Source organism: Acetobacter zythi (assembly GCF_963921165.1).
Taxonomy (GTDB): Bacteria; Pseudomonadota; Alphaproteobacteria; order Acetobacterales; family Acetobacteraceae; genus Acetobacter.
The window spans coordinates 182,611-195,782 of the sequence record NZ_CAWUEO010000023.1; the positions used below are offsets into that span (position 1 = coordinate 182,611).

Genomic DNA, 13,172 nt, shown 5'->3' on the forward strand with positions numbered 1-13,172 from the left:
GATTATTATTTTTCTTCGTCATCTTGTAGAATGAACCTACAAGTGTACTGCATTTTTTTATCAGCCCCGATAGGGGCGGGCAGGTCTTTGTCTAACCATGCCGACCGCATATTGTAATCAATGCATGAGCGGCTAAAAATTTCTTTTGCTTCCTTATCTCCATCAAAAGAAACGATCGAACACCCTGTCGCATGCCATAAAAGACTTTTCCCTCGCTCCATCAAGCACGATGTAGTGACCTTCCCAGACCAGTTATTCTCCAAGGCATCTGGAGGATATTCTATTGAGGTATGGATAGAGTGAACTGGCTCGCCCAAAGCCCCGCTGCCAGGAAATAGTAGGCCATCTGGCCCTATATATCTAAGCACTGATAAGGTTGGGGATATAATCATCTGACCAGAGGTAGAAGTATAATTTGTTGGCTCGGTTCCTATTAAAATCGCAGAAGAATTATATTTAATATGCCCAGTTTCGTCATTTATTACAGTTGTATATTCCTGCATGCTGCCGGGCATAGCGTCTATTATTAATACACTATTATTACTAAGCCATTGTTTTTGCCCAAATCTTGATGATATTCGCGCAAAAAAACATTTCCCTTTTATATCGTAAGGGTCGTCAAACCCTATAATTCCTTGAAGCTCACTGGGGTATCCATGGCAAATGCTGTAAATATTTTTTTCGGGGACTTCTTTTGTTCGGTGCGCATCCTCACACCACCCCACCCCCGGCACCGCAAGGGCCGCGATCACAAGCAGTAAACGTCTCAAATCCGCCTCCATTACATTTTGGTAGGGAGGATAGCGGGGAAGCGCGTCTCGCGCGAGAGAAAGGAGAGAAACGCAGTGACAAACTCAAAAACTGAAACAACAAACATACTTGTGCAGATAGATAAAATCTGGTTCGAACCCGCCGAGAAAGGGGCAATCCTTATGGTTATGACCAACTCGCCATTTGTCGGGTCGAGTGATTTTGAGGCTCCAATCCGACTGGGTGAGCAGGAGTTTACCGCCAAGTTTTCTTTCTCGGGGGCAGTTTCATTTGAGGGAGAAAATATCAGCCGAGCGTTGTTCCGAGCCACTGAACTAAGCCCGGTGCATTCTCAATCCCCTTCGAAATCAGAGATGAGGTTAAATCTTTCAGGGCCTCGCCTCCCATCGCCTTCACTTTCTGCTTAACGCTGGCTTTTGTGGCCTCGCTCTCAGGAGCGGAATCAACAGCTCTGCACAAAAGAGCTTTGATTGTATCGCCATCCAGCTTAACGGTAATGGTTTTTTCTTCCGCAGTTATTCCGCCATCATCGCTTAAATAATCAAGCCCTCTGGCAGTAAGTTCAACCCCGCCCCAACTCCAGAATCCATCTATACTTCTATCACAGCGGCTTTTAATAAAACCGTGCAGAGAAAGATAGGATAAGCACTGGAAAAGTAAGTCCCTATCAATCCCATCGAATACTTTGATGTCAGATACATACTCCATCCCATAGGGTTGAAGCCTGTGCAGTACGCTTAGCCATTCTTCGCGTGTGATCTTGTTCATGGTGCGCTCCTTTATAGGAGAACCCTGCCAGTACCCACCCGCCCCCAAAAGGTACACAGATGGGGAACGCCTTAAAGCCCCACCGCCTGACGCAGCAGTTCATTCGCACGCCCTTGCCAGCCGGGGCCATCGGCCTTTAGGCGAGCCACCAGATCGGGGTCCAGGCGCATGGACACGAGCGTTTTGGTGGGAGCTTTCTGCGGCCCGCGCACCCGGCGTGCGTTGGCTAGGGCAGGGGCGACCTCTTGGGCAGTCTGTGCCCGCAGGAAGTCTGCCTCTGTCAGTTCCGGGCTATCTGGGTCCATGGCAATGCCCTGATTGATCCGGGCATCTTCATCATCCGTGGGCATGGTAAATTCAGGTTTGCGCGGCATAGAGCTTTGCCTCCCGTTTGTTGGCCTTACGCAGGCTGATTATGCGAACAATGCGGGTTTCAATGCTGAATACCAGAACATGAAGCCGCAGATTGATTGGGGCGACAGCGACAAGGCGAGGCTCGTTGGCGCTCTGGCTGGCCATGATGAGAGCAACGTCCCATTCGAAACTTTCCGCCACGACAAAATCAACGTCGTGTTTGGCGATGTTGCTCTGTCGTTTTGCTTCGTCCCAATCGTATCTCATGGATTATTGTATATACGATAAAACCACATTGGGCAAGGAATATTGTATATATAATTTGACTTGAGCAGGTGGGGGGAGACCTCTTAATCAAGAGGAAGCGGTTTATCTACCGTGGCCCCATTCAAAAGTAGTAATGCCGCAGAGTTTCTACATATAGGCAAAGAAAATTTTGTGTGGCAGTCAGAAAGAAAATCATCCCTTTCTTTCCCGCATCCTAGCATAACATCTGCTATATTTTCTCTGGACTCTACGAAGTTATGTTTTATTCCAAATGATCGCGAGCAAGAATATAAATTATGTATATCATTTTTATGCGCTGAGTTCATGTACCCCATAGAAGCGGCAGTATTCCGCACAGACTCTAGTTCTTCTGGAGTGAAATCCTGAGCGTATCCGATCCCGTGCCACCCAAGGGAAAGAAGTCCAACCGAAGCCAGTAATACTCGTATCAATTAATCCTCCTAAAAACACACGGGTGGAGAGCGGGGTTAGAGCGCGACCTTATCAATGTGCAGAAGGTCTATAACAGCCCGCTTTTTTTCTTCTGACAATGATCTCCAGAACCTCACAAGCGCCAACTCGTCATCGGAAAGCGGCGCTTTTTTTTCATCAATTTTCGCCAAAAATGCGCGCGCAAGCTCGTGTGCGGTCGTGAAATCTATGACAGCTTGATTGTCACTCGTGAGGGCGGGTTTGAAGCTATCTTCTACACGCTGCACTATCTCTGCATTGAGAGAGCGATGGTTTTGTTCAGCGGATTCCTCGGCCCGCCTTTTCAAATCAGCGGGCATGCGAATCCTGAATTGAGGGTCGTCTTTTGCCATGTCACACGAATGGCTCATTTTCCATTTGACATAAAGGCCCCATAATGGGACAAGTAGCGCGTCACATTTTGTGACGGGAGAAAGTAATGCAAGTTCGAGATTGGCCACAATTTCGAGTAAGGCTGCCTGCGCGCCTTCTGGAACAATTAAAATCAGATGCCAAAGATGGGTATAGGACCCTTAATTCTGAGGTTGTCATGATTTTGGAAAATCATTTTGAAAATAAAGAAAAGGCGTCAGGCCCAGCCGTGGAAAGCAAACCTGACGCCTCTTACGCAGAATAGGAAAACTGCTATGTCAAAGAATAGCATAAGCGTCATCGCTTATTCAACGCCTACGATGTCCAGCCGTGAAATCGCGGAACTGACAGGTAAGCGTCACGACCACGTTGTGCGCGATATTGAGAAGATGCTCAATGACATCGGGGAGGGTCTCCCCAAGTTTGGGGGCACCTATATCAATGAGCAGAATGGCCAAGAATACCGCTGCTACAATCTCCCCAAGAACCTGACCTTAAACCTTGTAACAGGCTACCGGGCCGATATGCGGCTGAAAATTATCGACCGCTGGCTGGAACTGGAGGCCGGGCCATCTGTTGCCGCTCCATCCAACATGGTCGAAGCCCTCACGCTGGCTCTTGAGCAGCAGAAGGAACTGCAAGCCAAGGATGCCGAGATTGCCGAACTTTTCCCCAAAGCCGCCGCGCTGGACGCTATATCGGAAGCTGAGGGCGATATGGGCGTTCGGGATGCCGGGCGGGAACTTGGTATTGGCATGTCCAAGGTGGTTGATTTCCTGCTCGATCACAAGTGGGCCTGCCGTGAAGGCGAGAAAAAGAAGAAGCTCCGCCCTGCTCATTATGGCCAGACGCAGGGGTATTGCCGCCTTGTGACCAAGACTTACCCGGAGCGCCATACGGGCGAAACGTGCGTTGGACACGACTTCAAAATCACGCCTCGCGGCCTCGCCCGCCTAGCAGTCCTGCTGTGCGGCATCAATTCCGAACCGGCGCGCAGGCTGAACGGAGCGAAGAAGGCTGTCCCCGTCCCTTTCTCCCAAACGCCAGCGTAAGCGCCGTAACGGCCAGCCATCCCTTCGGGGGTGGCAACGCTGGTGATCTTCACGGAGAAGATACGCTTCTGACGTTCATGCAGGGGTTATTGCGCCACCTTGAGGAACGGGCTGCCGGGAGAATGAGTGAGGCGGAACTGCGGGAAGCGATGGCAGGCGGCCAAGCTGCATTTATTCTGAGCGATAAACCGGAGGAGGCGGACTACAGGCGTAGCCTGCTTCGTCGCTGCGCAAGAGGAGTGATGCAGCTTTGGCGTGATCTGGAGCGGGAAGACCAGCGCATGGAGGTGGGGCAGAAGGCGCTGGCATAGCGCCCTTGCCTTGTACCCAACCCACAACCTGTACTACGCTTCCCCCACCATTCAGGAGCCATTCATGGTCATGCAAACGGTGGCCCAGCCGGTCACAGCCAATGTTATTCCGGGCGCGGGGGTTCCCAAGCTCTGGTCCACGGTCATTTCCGATGCGGAGGCCGTGGCCTCGGTCGAGCTGGACACGCTGCTGCAAAGCTATCTGGTCCAGCAGGCAGACACGCAGTGGGGTATTTTCGACAGCAAGGGCGTGGCCGTGGTCACGTCTGGCCGGGTGCGCGCAGTGGACATCCGCGCCGGGTATATGATTTCTGACGCGCCGTTAGAGGATGGCGCGTTCATGTCCTACAACAAGGTCAAGCGCCCGAGCGAGATCATGGTGGAAATGCTGTGCGATGGCACCACCATGAGTTACGGGAACCTGAGCGCCATTAGCAACCTGTTGTCAGCCACAGGTATTGCTGGACCCTCCAAGGAGCAGAAGGCCCGCACCAGCTTTACCAAAGCGCTCGATGCTCTGGTGGCGGACCTGAACCTCTACTACGTGGCCACGCCCGAGCAGAACTACGTTAACATGAACGTGGTGGAATACTCTCTGCGCCGTTCTGTTGAGCGCGGGATTACCCTGCTGTGGGCGGATGTGCGGTTGCAGGAGGTGCGGCTAACCGCCTCCAACCAGCTAACAAAAACTGTAAAACCTAGCGGCGAGGCAAAAGCTTTTTCAGGTCCGGTTTCGACCGATACCGCAACAAGCGCGCAAGCCGCTTCCATAAGTGGGTGAAAGATGGCTGATCCTATTGTTATTCCCCTGAACGCCGTTGCCCAGCAATCGGTTCAGGTCACTTTGTCTAGCCAGTCTGTTCAGCTTGATATCCAGCAGCGTACCACCGGCCTGTACATGAATATCTGGCTGAATGGGACGATGATTATTGCCGGTCTGTTGTGTCAGGACAGAACGTGGCTTGTGCAGAAATCTTATTTCGGCATGCCGGGGGATATGATGTTTGCCGATCAAGAGGGGGAAAGCGACCCCGACTACTCCGGCCTTAGCGGTCGGTATGTTCTGATGTATCAGGAGGGTGTGAATGTCTGAAACAAGTAGGGCTACAGTTGATGTTGTTGGAAAACGGACATCAGGAAAACTTCACAGACGCAAATTGGATGTGAATTTCAATCTCGTTACGGGAGGATTTGGTCCGGGCGGCAAGGATAATTTAACCCTTTCGGGGCATAGGGTCCGCGCTCACATCACAAACGCAGGCATGGCTACGGGATCGTCTCTCTCCCTGCGCATTGAGGGAATGACATTAAGCGAAATGAACCGCATGTCTGTCATTCGCGCGCGGCAAACTTGGCAAAATGCAAACCGAATAACTCTTTATGGCGGCGATGAAAAAACGCCCATGACTACTATATTTTCAGGGTATGTTACTGCCGCTTTTGCAGACTTTACTGGCGCACCCAATGTGGCGTTCCAAGTGGAGGCAAATAATTTATGTTTGGCGGCTGCAAAGATCATTCCGACAATTTCATTTTCTTCCGCAGTCTCTTTGGTAACAGTGGCTTCCGTTGTTGCGGATGCGATGGGGTGGACGCTTGTGAATCATGGCGTGCACACTGTTTTTCCCAGCTTCTATGGATGGGGTGACGCCAGAAGTATTTTGGAGCGCCTTGCCTTGGCAGCAAAGGTAGTTTTCCATGTAAACGAAGATCTGGAATCTTTGCATATATGGCCTTCAGACAGCGTGGACATATCCGCAGAAAAAGACATGCCGGATATTAGTGCTCAGAATGGCCTTATCGGCTACCCGGCTTACAGTGATGCTGGCGTTCTGTTCGAGTGCCTATTCAACCCCAATATCCGGTATAATTCTCCCCTTCGTCTCAAGAGCAATTACGCTCCTGCTGGATGGGTCAATAATCAGAATGGGCAGGTGCCAGCCCAAACCTCACCTGCCAATGGCATCTGGACCCCGTACATCATTGAACACAATCTGGAATCAGAAGTACCGGACGGCCAGTGGACAACCTTTGTAGGAGCAACGCGCGGTGACAACCCAGCAAACTTCAAACTCGGGTAATCTTCCCGGCTCTTGGCAAAGGCCCGATGGGGCTTCCGGCTTCAACGTTACCAACGCCGCAATCCGCCGCGTCCTCTCCATGATCGGCGCAGATACGCTGGTGCAGGTCAAAGGCGTTCATGCTGAGGGGCTGGAGCCGGTCGGAACGGTGGACGTGCAGATTATGGTCCACCAGCAGGACGGGGCAGGGCGCACGGTGCCGCACGGCATTATCTACGGTATACCCTATTTCCGCCTACAGGGCGGCACGCGGGCGGTTATCTGCGACCCGGCTGTAGGGGACATTGGCGCGCTCATTGTGTGTGGTCGGGACATATCCGGCGTAAAGGCCAACCGCGCCCCGTCCGCCCCCGGCAGCTTCCGCCAGCATGATTACGCGGATGCGCTGTACATCGGCGGCTTCCTCAATGCGGCCCCGGTGGAATACATCGGTTGGGTCGGGGGCGATGTTCACGTCAAGACGGCGGGCAAGTTTGTGGTGGATGCTGCTGAGTGTGACATTAACTGCGCGGTGAACGTAACGGGAGCCGTGACGGCCACCGGGGACGTGAAGGCAGGCAGCATCAGTCTTGAGAGCCACAAGCACTCGGGCGTGCAGCCGGGTAGCGGGAATACTGGGGGGGCGGAGTGATGGGGTTTTTATCAAATGGAGGGTATTTGGCTGTTGCCTCTATCGCCATTTGCGCCTGTCAGTGGATGATACTTGTTACCGTCAAAGACCTTGGACGCCTATCACGCGACTTGCGGGAGATTTCAAAAACAAGCGTCACCTCTCGGCCTGACAAATCCCCGATTGAGTAAGCGTCAAGCCTGATGTCAGTATCTCCCGGCGGTATATCTTGGTTTACTCGCACGGGGTCAGTATCTATGTCGCCATTCCCATCGTTGAATATAAGACGCAGGTCATTTGGGGCTTTTATGGAAACGCTATCCATGACTATGGATCGCTGCGTTTCATTGATGAAATGCACCAAAATTTCCATGCGTGTTTTTCCGTCCGTATCAGGGCGATACATGCGTTGGGAGCGGTTTTTATGAATGTCGATCTCAACGCCCGGGAGCCACTCGGCTCTTCTATCTTTCCACTGTAGCCATAGCATGACCGCGGTAATAACAGATGCAGGAGCGCCAATGACAGCTCCAGCAGCTTGAAGTATATCGGTTGCACCACTCATTGGCTCAAGAATGTACCAGCCACTCGATTCCCCAAAAGGTACACAGATGGGGAACATCTATCTCTTGTACCCGCGCGCGGTTTTTGGCATAGTTCCTTTACCGCTGCGCGGGCTACGCAGATACCGCTTGTACCCGGTACCTTTTTACGGTAGTTTTTCCTTACTCTCTCATAATTCTGTCAGCCGTCCTTTGGGGCGGCTTTTTTGTTGGTGAAGCCATGAACACGCTCCTTCTTGACCGAAGCACGTGGGACTTGCTGCTTGATCACAATGGCAACATTGCCGTGGCCTCCAGTGCCTATGCAGTCGGGCAGGACATATCCTCTGCCGTGCGGGTGTTTCAGGGTGAGTGCTATTACGACACGGCGGCGGGATTGTCGTACCTCGGCAATATTCTTGGGAAAAACCAGTCCGCTTCTATTTTCCAGTCACAGGCCGAGACTGAGGCCGTAGCCGTGCCAGACGTTGCCGAGGCGCGCTGCGTACTTTCTGGCCTGAGCCATGACCGAGTGCTTTCCGGGGCAATTCTCTTCACCACTACAGACGGGACCACCAGCAATGTCGGGATCTGATTACGGCACAACGTCAGTACCCGCGCCGTCCTTTACCGATGCGGGGTTTGTGGCCCCGGCTGAGAGCGATATGCTCACCGGCGCTCTGGCGGACCTGAACGCGGCCATGGGCGGCAACCTGAACACGGGCCTGTCCACGCCGCAGGGCCAGCTTGCCATGTCGCTCACGGCCATTCTGGGCGATGCGTATGACCAGATGCTTGCCATCTTCAATGGCGTGGACCCGGACCGCGCTTTCGGTCGCATGCAGGATGCCATTGGCAACATTTACTTTATCAGTCGCAACGGTGCGACAGCTACGGTTGTTGGCGTAACCTGCTTGGGCGCGGCGGGCGCGGTAGTGCCAGAGGGTACGCTCATTCAGGATGGCAGCGGCAACTATTACGCGGCAGACGGGGCTATAACGCTGGATGCGACCGGCACGGGCACGGGGTCTTTCTCCTGCACCACCAAGGGCGTGATCTATTGCCCGGCCAACAGCGTGTCCGTTTACCAGTCCGTCACGGGCCTGACCTCGGTCAACAACCCGGCGGCAGGCGTGACGGGGAGCGCGGAAGAGGGGCGGAGGGCATTTGAAGCCCGGCGCGCGGCAACGGTGGAGGGTAACGCCATTGGTCCGCTCAACGCCATTGCAGGGGCCGTGCTGGAGGTGGCCGGGGTAACGGATGCCTACGTGACCGACAATAGCACCGATGCGGCAGTAACGACCGGCGGCGTCTCCATTGCGGCCCATAGCCTGTATGTGTGCGTCAACGGCGGCACGGACGAGGATGTGGCTCTAGCCATTATCAGGAAAAAACCTCCCGGATGCGCCTACACCGGCACAACCAGTGTGACTGTGACGGACCCGAACAGCGCCTATCACACGCCCCCGACCTATGCGGTGCAATTCACGCGGGCCACGGATACGCCTGTGTTCTTCTCTGTCTCGTTGCAGAAAAACAGCGGTGTTCCCGCTACTGCGGCGGCAGAGGTGCATTAGCCATCATCGGGGTGTCGTGCGATGACCCGAATCTAGGCTACAGCGAAGTCAGGGGCCATCGTCCGTGTCTGTTCCCAGTCCTGTAACATGCTGACAGACACGTGGAGACAACTGGCTAATTCGCCTTGAGACAGACCCAGATCGTTACGGGTTTTACGGATCAACAGCGCCCTTTGCCCGCGTTCCATGCCTTCGTTGGATACCGCGCGGTCTTCGGAGTCCGCCGGATCGGCAGGCAGAATGATATAATCTTTCTTCACCGTTGTTGCTTCTTCTCACGGAAATAAAACGGGGAGATTATCATGCTAGATAATTACACTGATGTCCTCAATGATGGAGGCGTTTTGTTTGCTGGTCGTGACTGCGGTAGTTGTGGAATTTGGCACAAGTTTTTTGCTGTTTGCAAAGACAAGGTTGGCAGTGCGCATTGGCGGGCTGGATAGTCGATTTTTATGCTTGGCTTAATCAGCCATCCAATCCTCAGAACGTAGACCATTTACCCGGGTAAACTCACGAAGGTTTCCGGTTACTACAACAAGACCTCTGCTTCGTGCATGCCCAGCAATCATCAGATCATAGGGGCCGATCACGCAACCACGATGCTCCAGATCAGCTCTAATTTCTGCTGTATGAGCTGCAGCATCGTCATCAAAAGGCAAAACTGAGAGACGGGCCGCAAAATGTTCCACCTCACGCCGGGTTTTTGCCGGATTCTGAGACTTTTCCGCACCATATAAAAGTTCGTAAAGCACAACATCTGAGATGCAGAGTGCTTCCGCAGTTTCGTTAAAACGTTCCCGTAAGCCTTGTGGACGATCACGCAGCACTCGGATGCAAAAATTCGTATCCAGAAGATAGCGAAGCATCAGAAGCTTTCACGCGCCTGCATTGCAGGCTGGTTACGCTGAGGCAGATCGATACCCGGTGCAGCAAAAAAATCATCCCACGCAGCATCAGCGGGTGCAATGATACGGCGTGCACCGTCTGGAATAATCACAACCTCTTTAAGGTTGCTGTCGAAGGCAACAGCTTTAGGCAGGCGGACGGCTTGAGAGCGGTTCGAAAGGAAGAGAGTTGTACGGGTGAACATCGTGTACTCCATGAGGGATATGTCCATAGTATATACAAATCGATGCGATTCAGCCAACACAATTCATCTCATCTGAGGTTGGTAAGTCTTTCAAATCTATCTCATCCACGACGGTCTGTTCGCGTGACGGCCTGCCAGCAGTAAACACCGACTTAGCCGCTCGCTCAGGCGTAGGGCCATTATCCTCGGCAACGGGGATTTCATAGCGTGGGCGCGCCTTGCTCATGCTGCTACCTTCTCATCCGCCAAAGCCTTCTGCGCCTCAGTCAACGGCACCCCGGCCCGCAGGTTACAAAGCGCACACGCCACATCCCAGTTGCGGGGCGGCGCGTAGATTTCGGAGTTTGTGGGCTTGAAGGGGGGGGGGGGGCATCGCCGTACGTCCTGAATTTTTCCGCAACATACGCACCTACGGGTCTGCCAATTAAGGCCACGGTCTCCGTCAACTTCCAGGGCACTCCAAGCTGTCCACTTATGGAAAATCCAGCATGACTTCCGCACATCTTTGACGACTTTTTGCCGCACTTCCCGCACCCATCACTAAACATCTCAGAGCGATCGTTATGGACAACCCACGGAGATTTTCCATTTCTGATATGCGCTTTTTTGTTCAATTTGGGCTTTTCTGGCATCCCCCAAGAGAATCACAAACCCCCACGCATGTACAGCAAAAATGTGCATCACCCTGCGTTTTTACGTGTCGTTATTTTGCGACAGTGCCCGCTATCCACAGGGTTGTACACATGGGCCATTCTGCCAATCATCCCACAACGGCAAAATCTCCTCATCCAACAACCCCTCCTCCGGCTCATGAAGCGGAACCGGGTGCGGCGTGACCACCGGCACTCGCACCGGCCCGTACCTCGCTGTGCAGAAAATCCACCAGCTCGTCCGGGTCTGGTTCGTGGCCGGTTCCCCATTCGGTCATTTGGTGCCCCTCTCACGAACGATCAAAATCATCATCGAAATACCAAGCCAAACGGCTGCGCCATACCACGCACCAGCCGGATAGCTATCGGCCAAAAAGCCCTCCACAACACACACCAAGACCCCAACCCAGAACAACAGCGCCAATTTCAACATACCCCTAAAATCCTCCACAATGCGCGCACAGCGCAATCTAACGTCCATACATAACGATTTACCGATGGAGACCCTTATCGGGCAGTCCGTATTTGCTTCCACAACAGATGGCAGCATCAGCACCGGCACCACAGGCGCGACCATCGCGGGTTCTGTCGAAACCACGTGGAAGGTCTCGCAGGGCAATGCCGCTGGCTCGCCCATCATCATCACAGGCCCTGTTGCGGCTGCATAAGGAACCACAGGCCCAGAAGCCACGCATCCACCAGTCGCAAGTGTCGTTGGTAGTGTTCTCCTGCAACCATACAATGTTCAGAAAAGCCCACGGGACCAATAAATTCGTGGAGTTTACTTTATTTGCATGTCAGATTGAATTCGATACTTCTAAAATATGTCTGCTCATGTTCTGTTATGAATGCGCGAAAACCATCCTGTTTTTTTTGGAGGGGGATAAACCTGTGTGCCAGCAAGAGATTCAATGCGTGCGCAATTCCAGATACCATCGTCTATTGCTTGTTGGAGCATGGCTAATGTGACTGGTAATGTTATCAGGCTGACTGGTTTGCCCAGAAAAAGTTGCCAGATCAGAAATCGAAAAAAAAGAAAGAGGATAGCGGGAATAATTAATAAAACTGGTGTTTCATCATTAAAATATCGACGAAAATCAAAATCTCCTTCATTAATTGGAAACGTGTCGAAGTAAGATACCATGAAGTAATGAGCCTCAATTCCATCTACGCCAAGATCTTCTACAATTCTTGTTGACAGTTGAATTTCATTTTCAGAAATCTTTTCTTTGTATATTAAAAAATTCTTGAATTTTTCAGAGAGAATATGCATTTAAAAAATCCTGTCTTCAGATTTAACCAGACGATTATACTGCTGAACAGTATTATAAACAATTTTTGATACATCGTAAAAAGTGATAGCGGCATCTACATAAGGTAAAGATCATCCAATAGAAACTCCAATGTTTTTGGTAAGTATGTATCTACAGTTTCGCAATGGAGTCCCTTTTGTGTATTGATTAAATTCACCTCGAACTGTTATATTGTTTTGACCGAGAAAGGTAGCAACAATTGCTTCGATATCATGAATTCTAAGTCCTTTCCCTATTTCATCGATTGCGATATAAGCAAATAACGCTACTGGTTTAAGGTTTTTGTGTATTCCATATTTATAGAGATTACCCATTATTTTTTATCATTGATGGTACGTTTATGAGGAATTAACATTTCTTACTAAAGAATTATTGATTCTGCGCGATTGTCTTCTGTTGACAAAAAGTCTTACTCAGTTTGTTTTTCCTGTGTTTCGAAGTCGGTTTTTGGGGAGATTGGTGGATGCGTGGCTGCTGGGCTTGCCCCACCAGAGATCCGTTAGTTTCTCAAGGTTACGGTGGCGGTGCTGCCCATGACGTGACATGCATAACGCTATGGGAAAGGCACGCGGTCTATGTTCGGTTCCGCCTGTGAATTGAGCCAGATGTCTGGGATGCTTTAACGGCGCTGGTCGCAACTCCACGCGGTTTTCTGGTCGACAAGGGGTATGATAGCAACGGCATCCGTGAAAACCTGCTTTTCCACGGGATACTGCCTGTTACTCCGCAAGTTCGAATCGCACACAGCCACGATGCTCCAGATTAGCCCTAATTTCTGCTGTATGAGCTGCGGCATCGTTATCAAAAGGCAAAACTAAGAGACGGGCCGCAAAATGTTCCACCTCACGCCGGATTCTGGGACTTTTCCGCACCATATAAAAGTTCGTAAAGCACAACCTCTGAAATGCAGAGTGCTTCCGCAGTTTCGTTAAAACGTTCCCAT

General features: G+C 51.8%; 19 protein-coding genes and 2 pseudogenes. 9 read left to right on the plus strand and 12 right to left on the minus strand.

Translation table 11 applies throughout. The features are described 5' to 3' along the window. Positions 1 to 5: 5 nt before the first annotated feature. From AABE20_RS09465 to AABE20_RS09485, 5 genes are all read right to left on the minus strand, one after another. Positions 6 to 770 carry a hypothetical protein gene (locus tag AABE20_RS09465; protein WP_338332821.1) on the minus strand — a complete coding sequence of 255 codons (765 nt, stop codon included), beginning with the start codon at positions 768 to 770 and terminating at the stop codon, positions 6 to 8. Positions 771 to 1,056: 286 nt separating this feature from the next. Further along, complete coding sequence (locus tag AABE20_RS09470; protein WP_338332822.1) at positions 1,057 to 1,539, minus strand: hypothetical protein; 483 nt, start codon at positions 1,537 to 1,539, stop codon at positions 1,057 to 1,059. A gap of 71 nt (positions 1,540 to 1,610) precedes the next feature. After that, a complete protein-coding gene (locus AABE20_RS09475; RefSeq protein ID WP_338332823.1) occupies positions 1,611 to 1,913 on the minus strand; it encodes a BrnA antitoxin family protein in 303 nt (100 codons plus the stop codon). Next, positions 1,897 to 2,160, minus strand: coding sequence for a BrnT family toxin (locus AABE20_RS09480; protein ID WP_338332824.1), 264 nt, complete (start codon positions 2,158 to 2,160; stop codon positions 1,897 to 1,899). The genes AABE20_RS09475 and AABE20_RS09480 overlap by 17 nt, the downstream gene beginning before the upstream one ends. A 488-nt stretch (positions 2,161 to 2,648) precedes the next feature. Then, positions 2,649 to 2,984, minus strand: a complete 336-nt coding sequence (locus tag AABE20_RS09485; RefSeq protein WP_338332825.1) for an Arc family DNA-binding protein — start codon at positions 2,982 to 2,984, stop codon at positions 2,649 to 2,651. Between the two features lie 86 nt (positions 2,985 to 3,070). On the opposite strand from AABE20_RS09485, the gene AABE20_RS09490 reads away from it, so the two are divergent. From AABE20_RS09490 to AABE20_RS09520, 7 genes are all read left to right on the plus strand, one after another. After that, positions 3,071 to 3,268, plus strand: coding sequence for an Arc family DNA-binding protein (locus AABE20_RS09490; RefSeq protein WP_338332826.1), 198 nt, complete (start codon positions 3,071 to 3,073; stop codon positions 3,266 to 3,268). 55 nt (positions 3,269 to 3,323) lie between these two features. After that, positions 3,324 to 4,055, plus strand: coding sequence for a Rha family transcriptional regulator (locus AABE20_RS09495; protein WP_338332827.1), 732 nt, complete (start codon positions 3,324 to 3,326; stop codon positions 4,053 to 4,055). A gap of 122 nt (positions 4,056 to 4,177) precedes the next feature. Next, positions 4,178 to 4,366 (plus strand): hypothetical protein, encoded by a 189-nt coding sequence (locus AABE20_RS09500; RefSeq protein ID WP_338332828.1) that lies wholly within the window; start codon positions 4,178 to 4,180, stop codon positions 4,364 to 4,366. A gap of 64 nt (positions 4,367 to 4,430) precedes the next feature. Beyond that, positions 4,431 to 5,147, plus strand: a complete 717-nt coding sequence (locus AABE20_RS09505; RefSeq protein ID WP_338332829.1) for a phage baseplate protein — start codon at positions 4,431 to 4,433, stop codon at positions 5,145 to 5,147. 3 nt (positions 5,148 to 5,150) lie between these two features. Next, positions 5,151 to 5,459: a phage baseplate plug family protein gene (locus tag AABE20_RS09510; protein WP_338332830.1), complete on the plus strand. Its 309-nt coding sequence runs from the start codon at positions 5,151 to 5,153 to the stop codon at positions 5,457 to 5,459. Further along, the gene (locus AABE20_RS09515) at positions 5,452 to 6,447 is read left to right on the plus strand and encodes a baseplate hub protein (RefSeq protein ID WP_338332831.1); all 996 of its coding nucleotides are present in this window, start codon (positions 5,452 to 5,454) and stop codon (positions 6,445 to 6,447) included. The genes AABE20_RS09510 and AABE20_RS09515 overlap by 8 nt, the downstream gene beginning before the upstream one ends. Continuing rightward, positions 6,416 to 7,078 carry a Gp138 family membrane-puncturing spike protein gene (locus AABE20_RS09520; protein ID WP_338332832.1) on the plus strand — a complete coding sequence of 221 codons (663 nt, stop codon included), beginning with the start codon at positions 6,416 to 6,418 and terminating at the stop codon, positions 7,076 to 7,078. Before AABE20_RS09515 ends, AABE20_RS09520 begins: the two co-directional genes overlap by 32 nt. Positions 7,079 to 7,136: 58 nt before the next feature. On the opposite strand, the gene AABE20_RS09525 is transcribed toward AABE20_RS09520, so the two are convergent. Continuing rightward, positions 7,137 to 7,622 (minus strand): hypothetical protein, encoded by a 486-nt coding sequence (locus AABE20_RS09525; protein ID WP_338332833.1) that lies wholly within the window; start codon positions 7,620 to 7,622, stop codon positions 7,137 to 7,139. Positions 7,623 to 7,840: 218 nt separating this feature from the next. Here AABE20_RS09525 and AABE20_RS09530 point away from each other — a divergent pair, with 218 nt between their 5' ends. Together AABE20_RS09530 and AABE20_RS09535 are read left to right on the plus strand one after the other, a co-directional pair. Then, positions 7,841 to 8,194: a contractile injection system sheath initiator gene (locus tag AABE20_RS09530; RefSeq protein ID WP_338332834.1), complete on the plus strand. Its 354-nt coding sequence runs from the start codon at positions 7,841 to 7,843 to the stop codon at positions 8,192 to 8,194. Further along, entirely contained in the window at positions 8,181 to 9,176 is a 996-nt protein-coding gene (locus tag AABE20_RS09535) for a baseplate J/gp47 family protein (RefSeq protein WP_338332835.1), read from the plus strand. The genes AABE20_RS09530 and AABE20_RS09535 overlap by 14 nt, the downstream gene beginning before the upstream one ends. Positions 9,177 to 9,637: 461 nt before the next feature. On the opposite strand, the gene vapC is transcribed toward AABE20_RS09535, so the two are convergent. From vapC to AABE20_RS09565, 6 genes and pseudogenes are all read right to left on the minus strand, one after another. Then, positions 9,638 to 10,042, minus strand: a complete 405-nt coding sequence (vapC, locus tag AABE20_RS09540; protein ID WP_338332836.1) for a type II toxin-antitoxin system tRNA(fMet)-specific endonuclease VapC — start codon at positions 10,040 to 10,042, stop codon at positions 9,638 to 9,640. Further along, positions 10,042 to 10,278, minus strand: coding sequence for a type II toxin-antitoxin system VapB family antitoxin (gene vapB / locus AABE20_RS09545; RefSeq protein ID WP_489752674.1), 237 nt, complete (start codon positions 10,276 to 10,278; stop codon positions 10,042 to 10,044). The genes vapC and vapB overlap by 1 nt, the downstream gene beginning before the upstream one ends. A 912-nt stretch (positions 10,279 to 11,190) precedes the next feature. Beyond that, on the minus strand, positions 11,191 to 11,559 hold the full coding sequence (locus AABE20_RS09550) for a hypothetical protein (RefSeq protein WP_338332837.1): 369 nt from the start codon (positions 11,557 to 11,559) through the stop codon (positions 11,191 to 11,193). 189 nt (positions 11,560 to 11,748) lie between these two features. Next, complete coding sequence (locus AABE20_RS09555; RefSeq protein WP_338332838.1) at positions 11,749 to 12,189, minus strand: DUF1493 family protein; 441 nt, start codon at positions 12,187 to 12,189, stop codon at positions 11,749 to 11,751. Beyond that, positions 12,190 to 12,543: pseudogene (locus AABE20_RS09560) on the minus strand (STM2901 family protein). 426 nt (positions 12,544 to 12,969) lie between these two features. Next, positions 12,970 to 13,165, minus strand: a pseudogene (locus AABE20_RS09565) (type II toxin-antitoxin system VapC family toxin); the annotation flags it as partial. Between the last annotated feature and the right edge of the window lie 7 nt (positions 13,166 to 13,172).

Excerpts from the sequence above, each read along its gene's own strand:
- AABE20_RS09470 (WP_338332822.1), bottom strand. The coding sequence starts at position 1,539 with ATGAACAAGATCACACGCGAAGAATGGCTAAGCGTACTGCACAGGCTT.
- AABE20_RS09475 (WP_338332823.1), bottom strand. The coding sequence starts at position 1,913 with ATGCCGCGCAAACCTGAATTTACCATGCCCACGGATGATGAAGATGCC.
- AABE20_RS09480 (WP_338332824.1), bottom strand. The coding sequence starts at position 2,160 with ATGAGATACGATTGGGACGAAGCAAAACGACAGAGCAACATCGCCAAA.
- AABE20_RS09485 (WP_338332825.1), bottom strand. The coding sequence starts at position 2,984 with ATGGCAAAAGACGACCCTCAATTCAGGATTCGCATGCCCGCTGATTTG.
- AABE20_RS09490 (WP_338332826.1), top strand. The coding sequence starts at position 3,071 with ATGCAAGTTCGAGATTGGCCACAATTTCGAGTAAGGCTGCCTGCGCGC.
- AABE20_RS09495 (WP_338332827.1), top strand. The coding sequence starts at position 3,324 with ATGTCCAGCCGTGAAATCGCGGAACTGACAGGTAAGCGTCACGACCAC.
- AABE20_RS09500 (WP_338332828.1), top strand. The coding sequence starts at position 4,178 with ATGAGTGAGGCGGAACTGCGGGAAGCGATGGCAGGCGGCCAAGCTGCA.
- AABE20_RS09505 (WP_338332829.1), top strand. The coding sequence starts at position 4,431 with ATGGTCATGCAAACGGTGGCCCAGCCGGTCACAGCCAATGTTATTCCG.
- AABE20_RS09510 (WP_338332830.1), top strand. The coding sequence starts at position 5,151 with ATGGCTGATCCTATTGTTATTCCCCTGAACGCCGTTGCCCAGCAATCG.
- AABE20_RS09515 (WP_338332831.1), top strand. The coding sequence starts at position 5,452 with ATGTCTGAAACAAGTAGGGCTACAGTTGATGTTGTTGGAAAACGGACA.
- AABE20_RS09525 (WP_338332833.1), bottom strand. The coding sequence starts at position 7,622 with ATGAGTGGTGCAACCGATATACTTCAAGCTGCTGGAGCTGTCATTGGC.
- AABE20_RS09530 (WP_338332834.1), top strand. The coding sequence starts at position 7,841 with ATGAACACGCTCCTTCTTGACCGAAGCACGTGGGACTTGCTGCTTGAT.
- AABE20_RS09535 (WP_338332835.1), top strand. The coding sequence starts at position 8,181 with ATGTCGGGATCTGATTACGGCACAACGTCAGTACCCGCGCCGTCCTTT.
- vapC (WP_338332836.1), bottom strand. The coding sequence starts at position 10,042 with ATGCTTCGCTATCTTCTGGATACGAATTTTTGCATCCGAGTGCTGCGT.
- vapB (WP_489752674.1), bottom strand. The coding sequence starts at position 10,278 with ATGGAGTACACGATGTTCACCCGTACAACTCTCTTCCTTTCGAACCGC.
- AABE20_RS09550 (WP_338332837.1), bottom strand. The coding sequence starts at position 11,559 with ATGATGATGGGCGAGCCAGCGGCATTGCCCTGCGAGACCTTCCACGTG.
- AABE20_RS09555 (WP_338332838.1), bottom strand. The coding sequence starts at position 12,189 with ATGCATATTCTCTCTGAAAAATTCAAGAATTTTTTAATATACAAAGAA.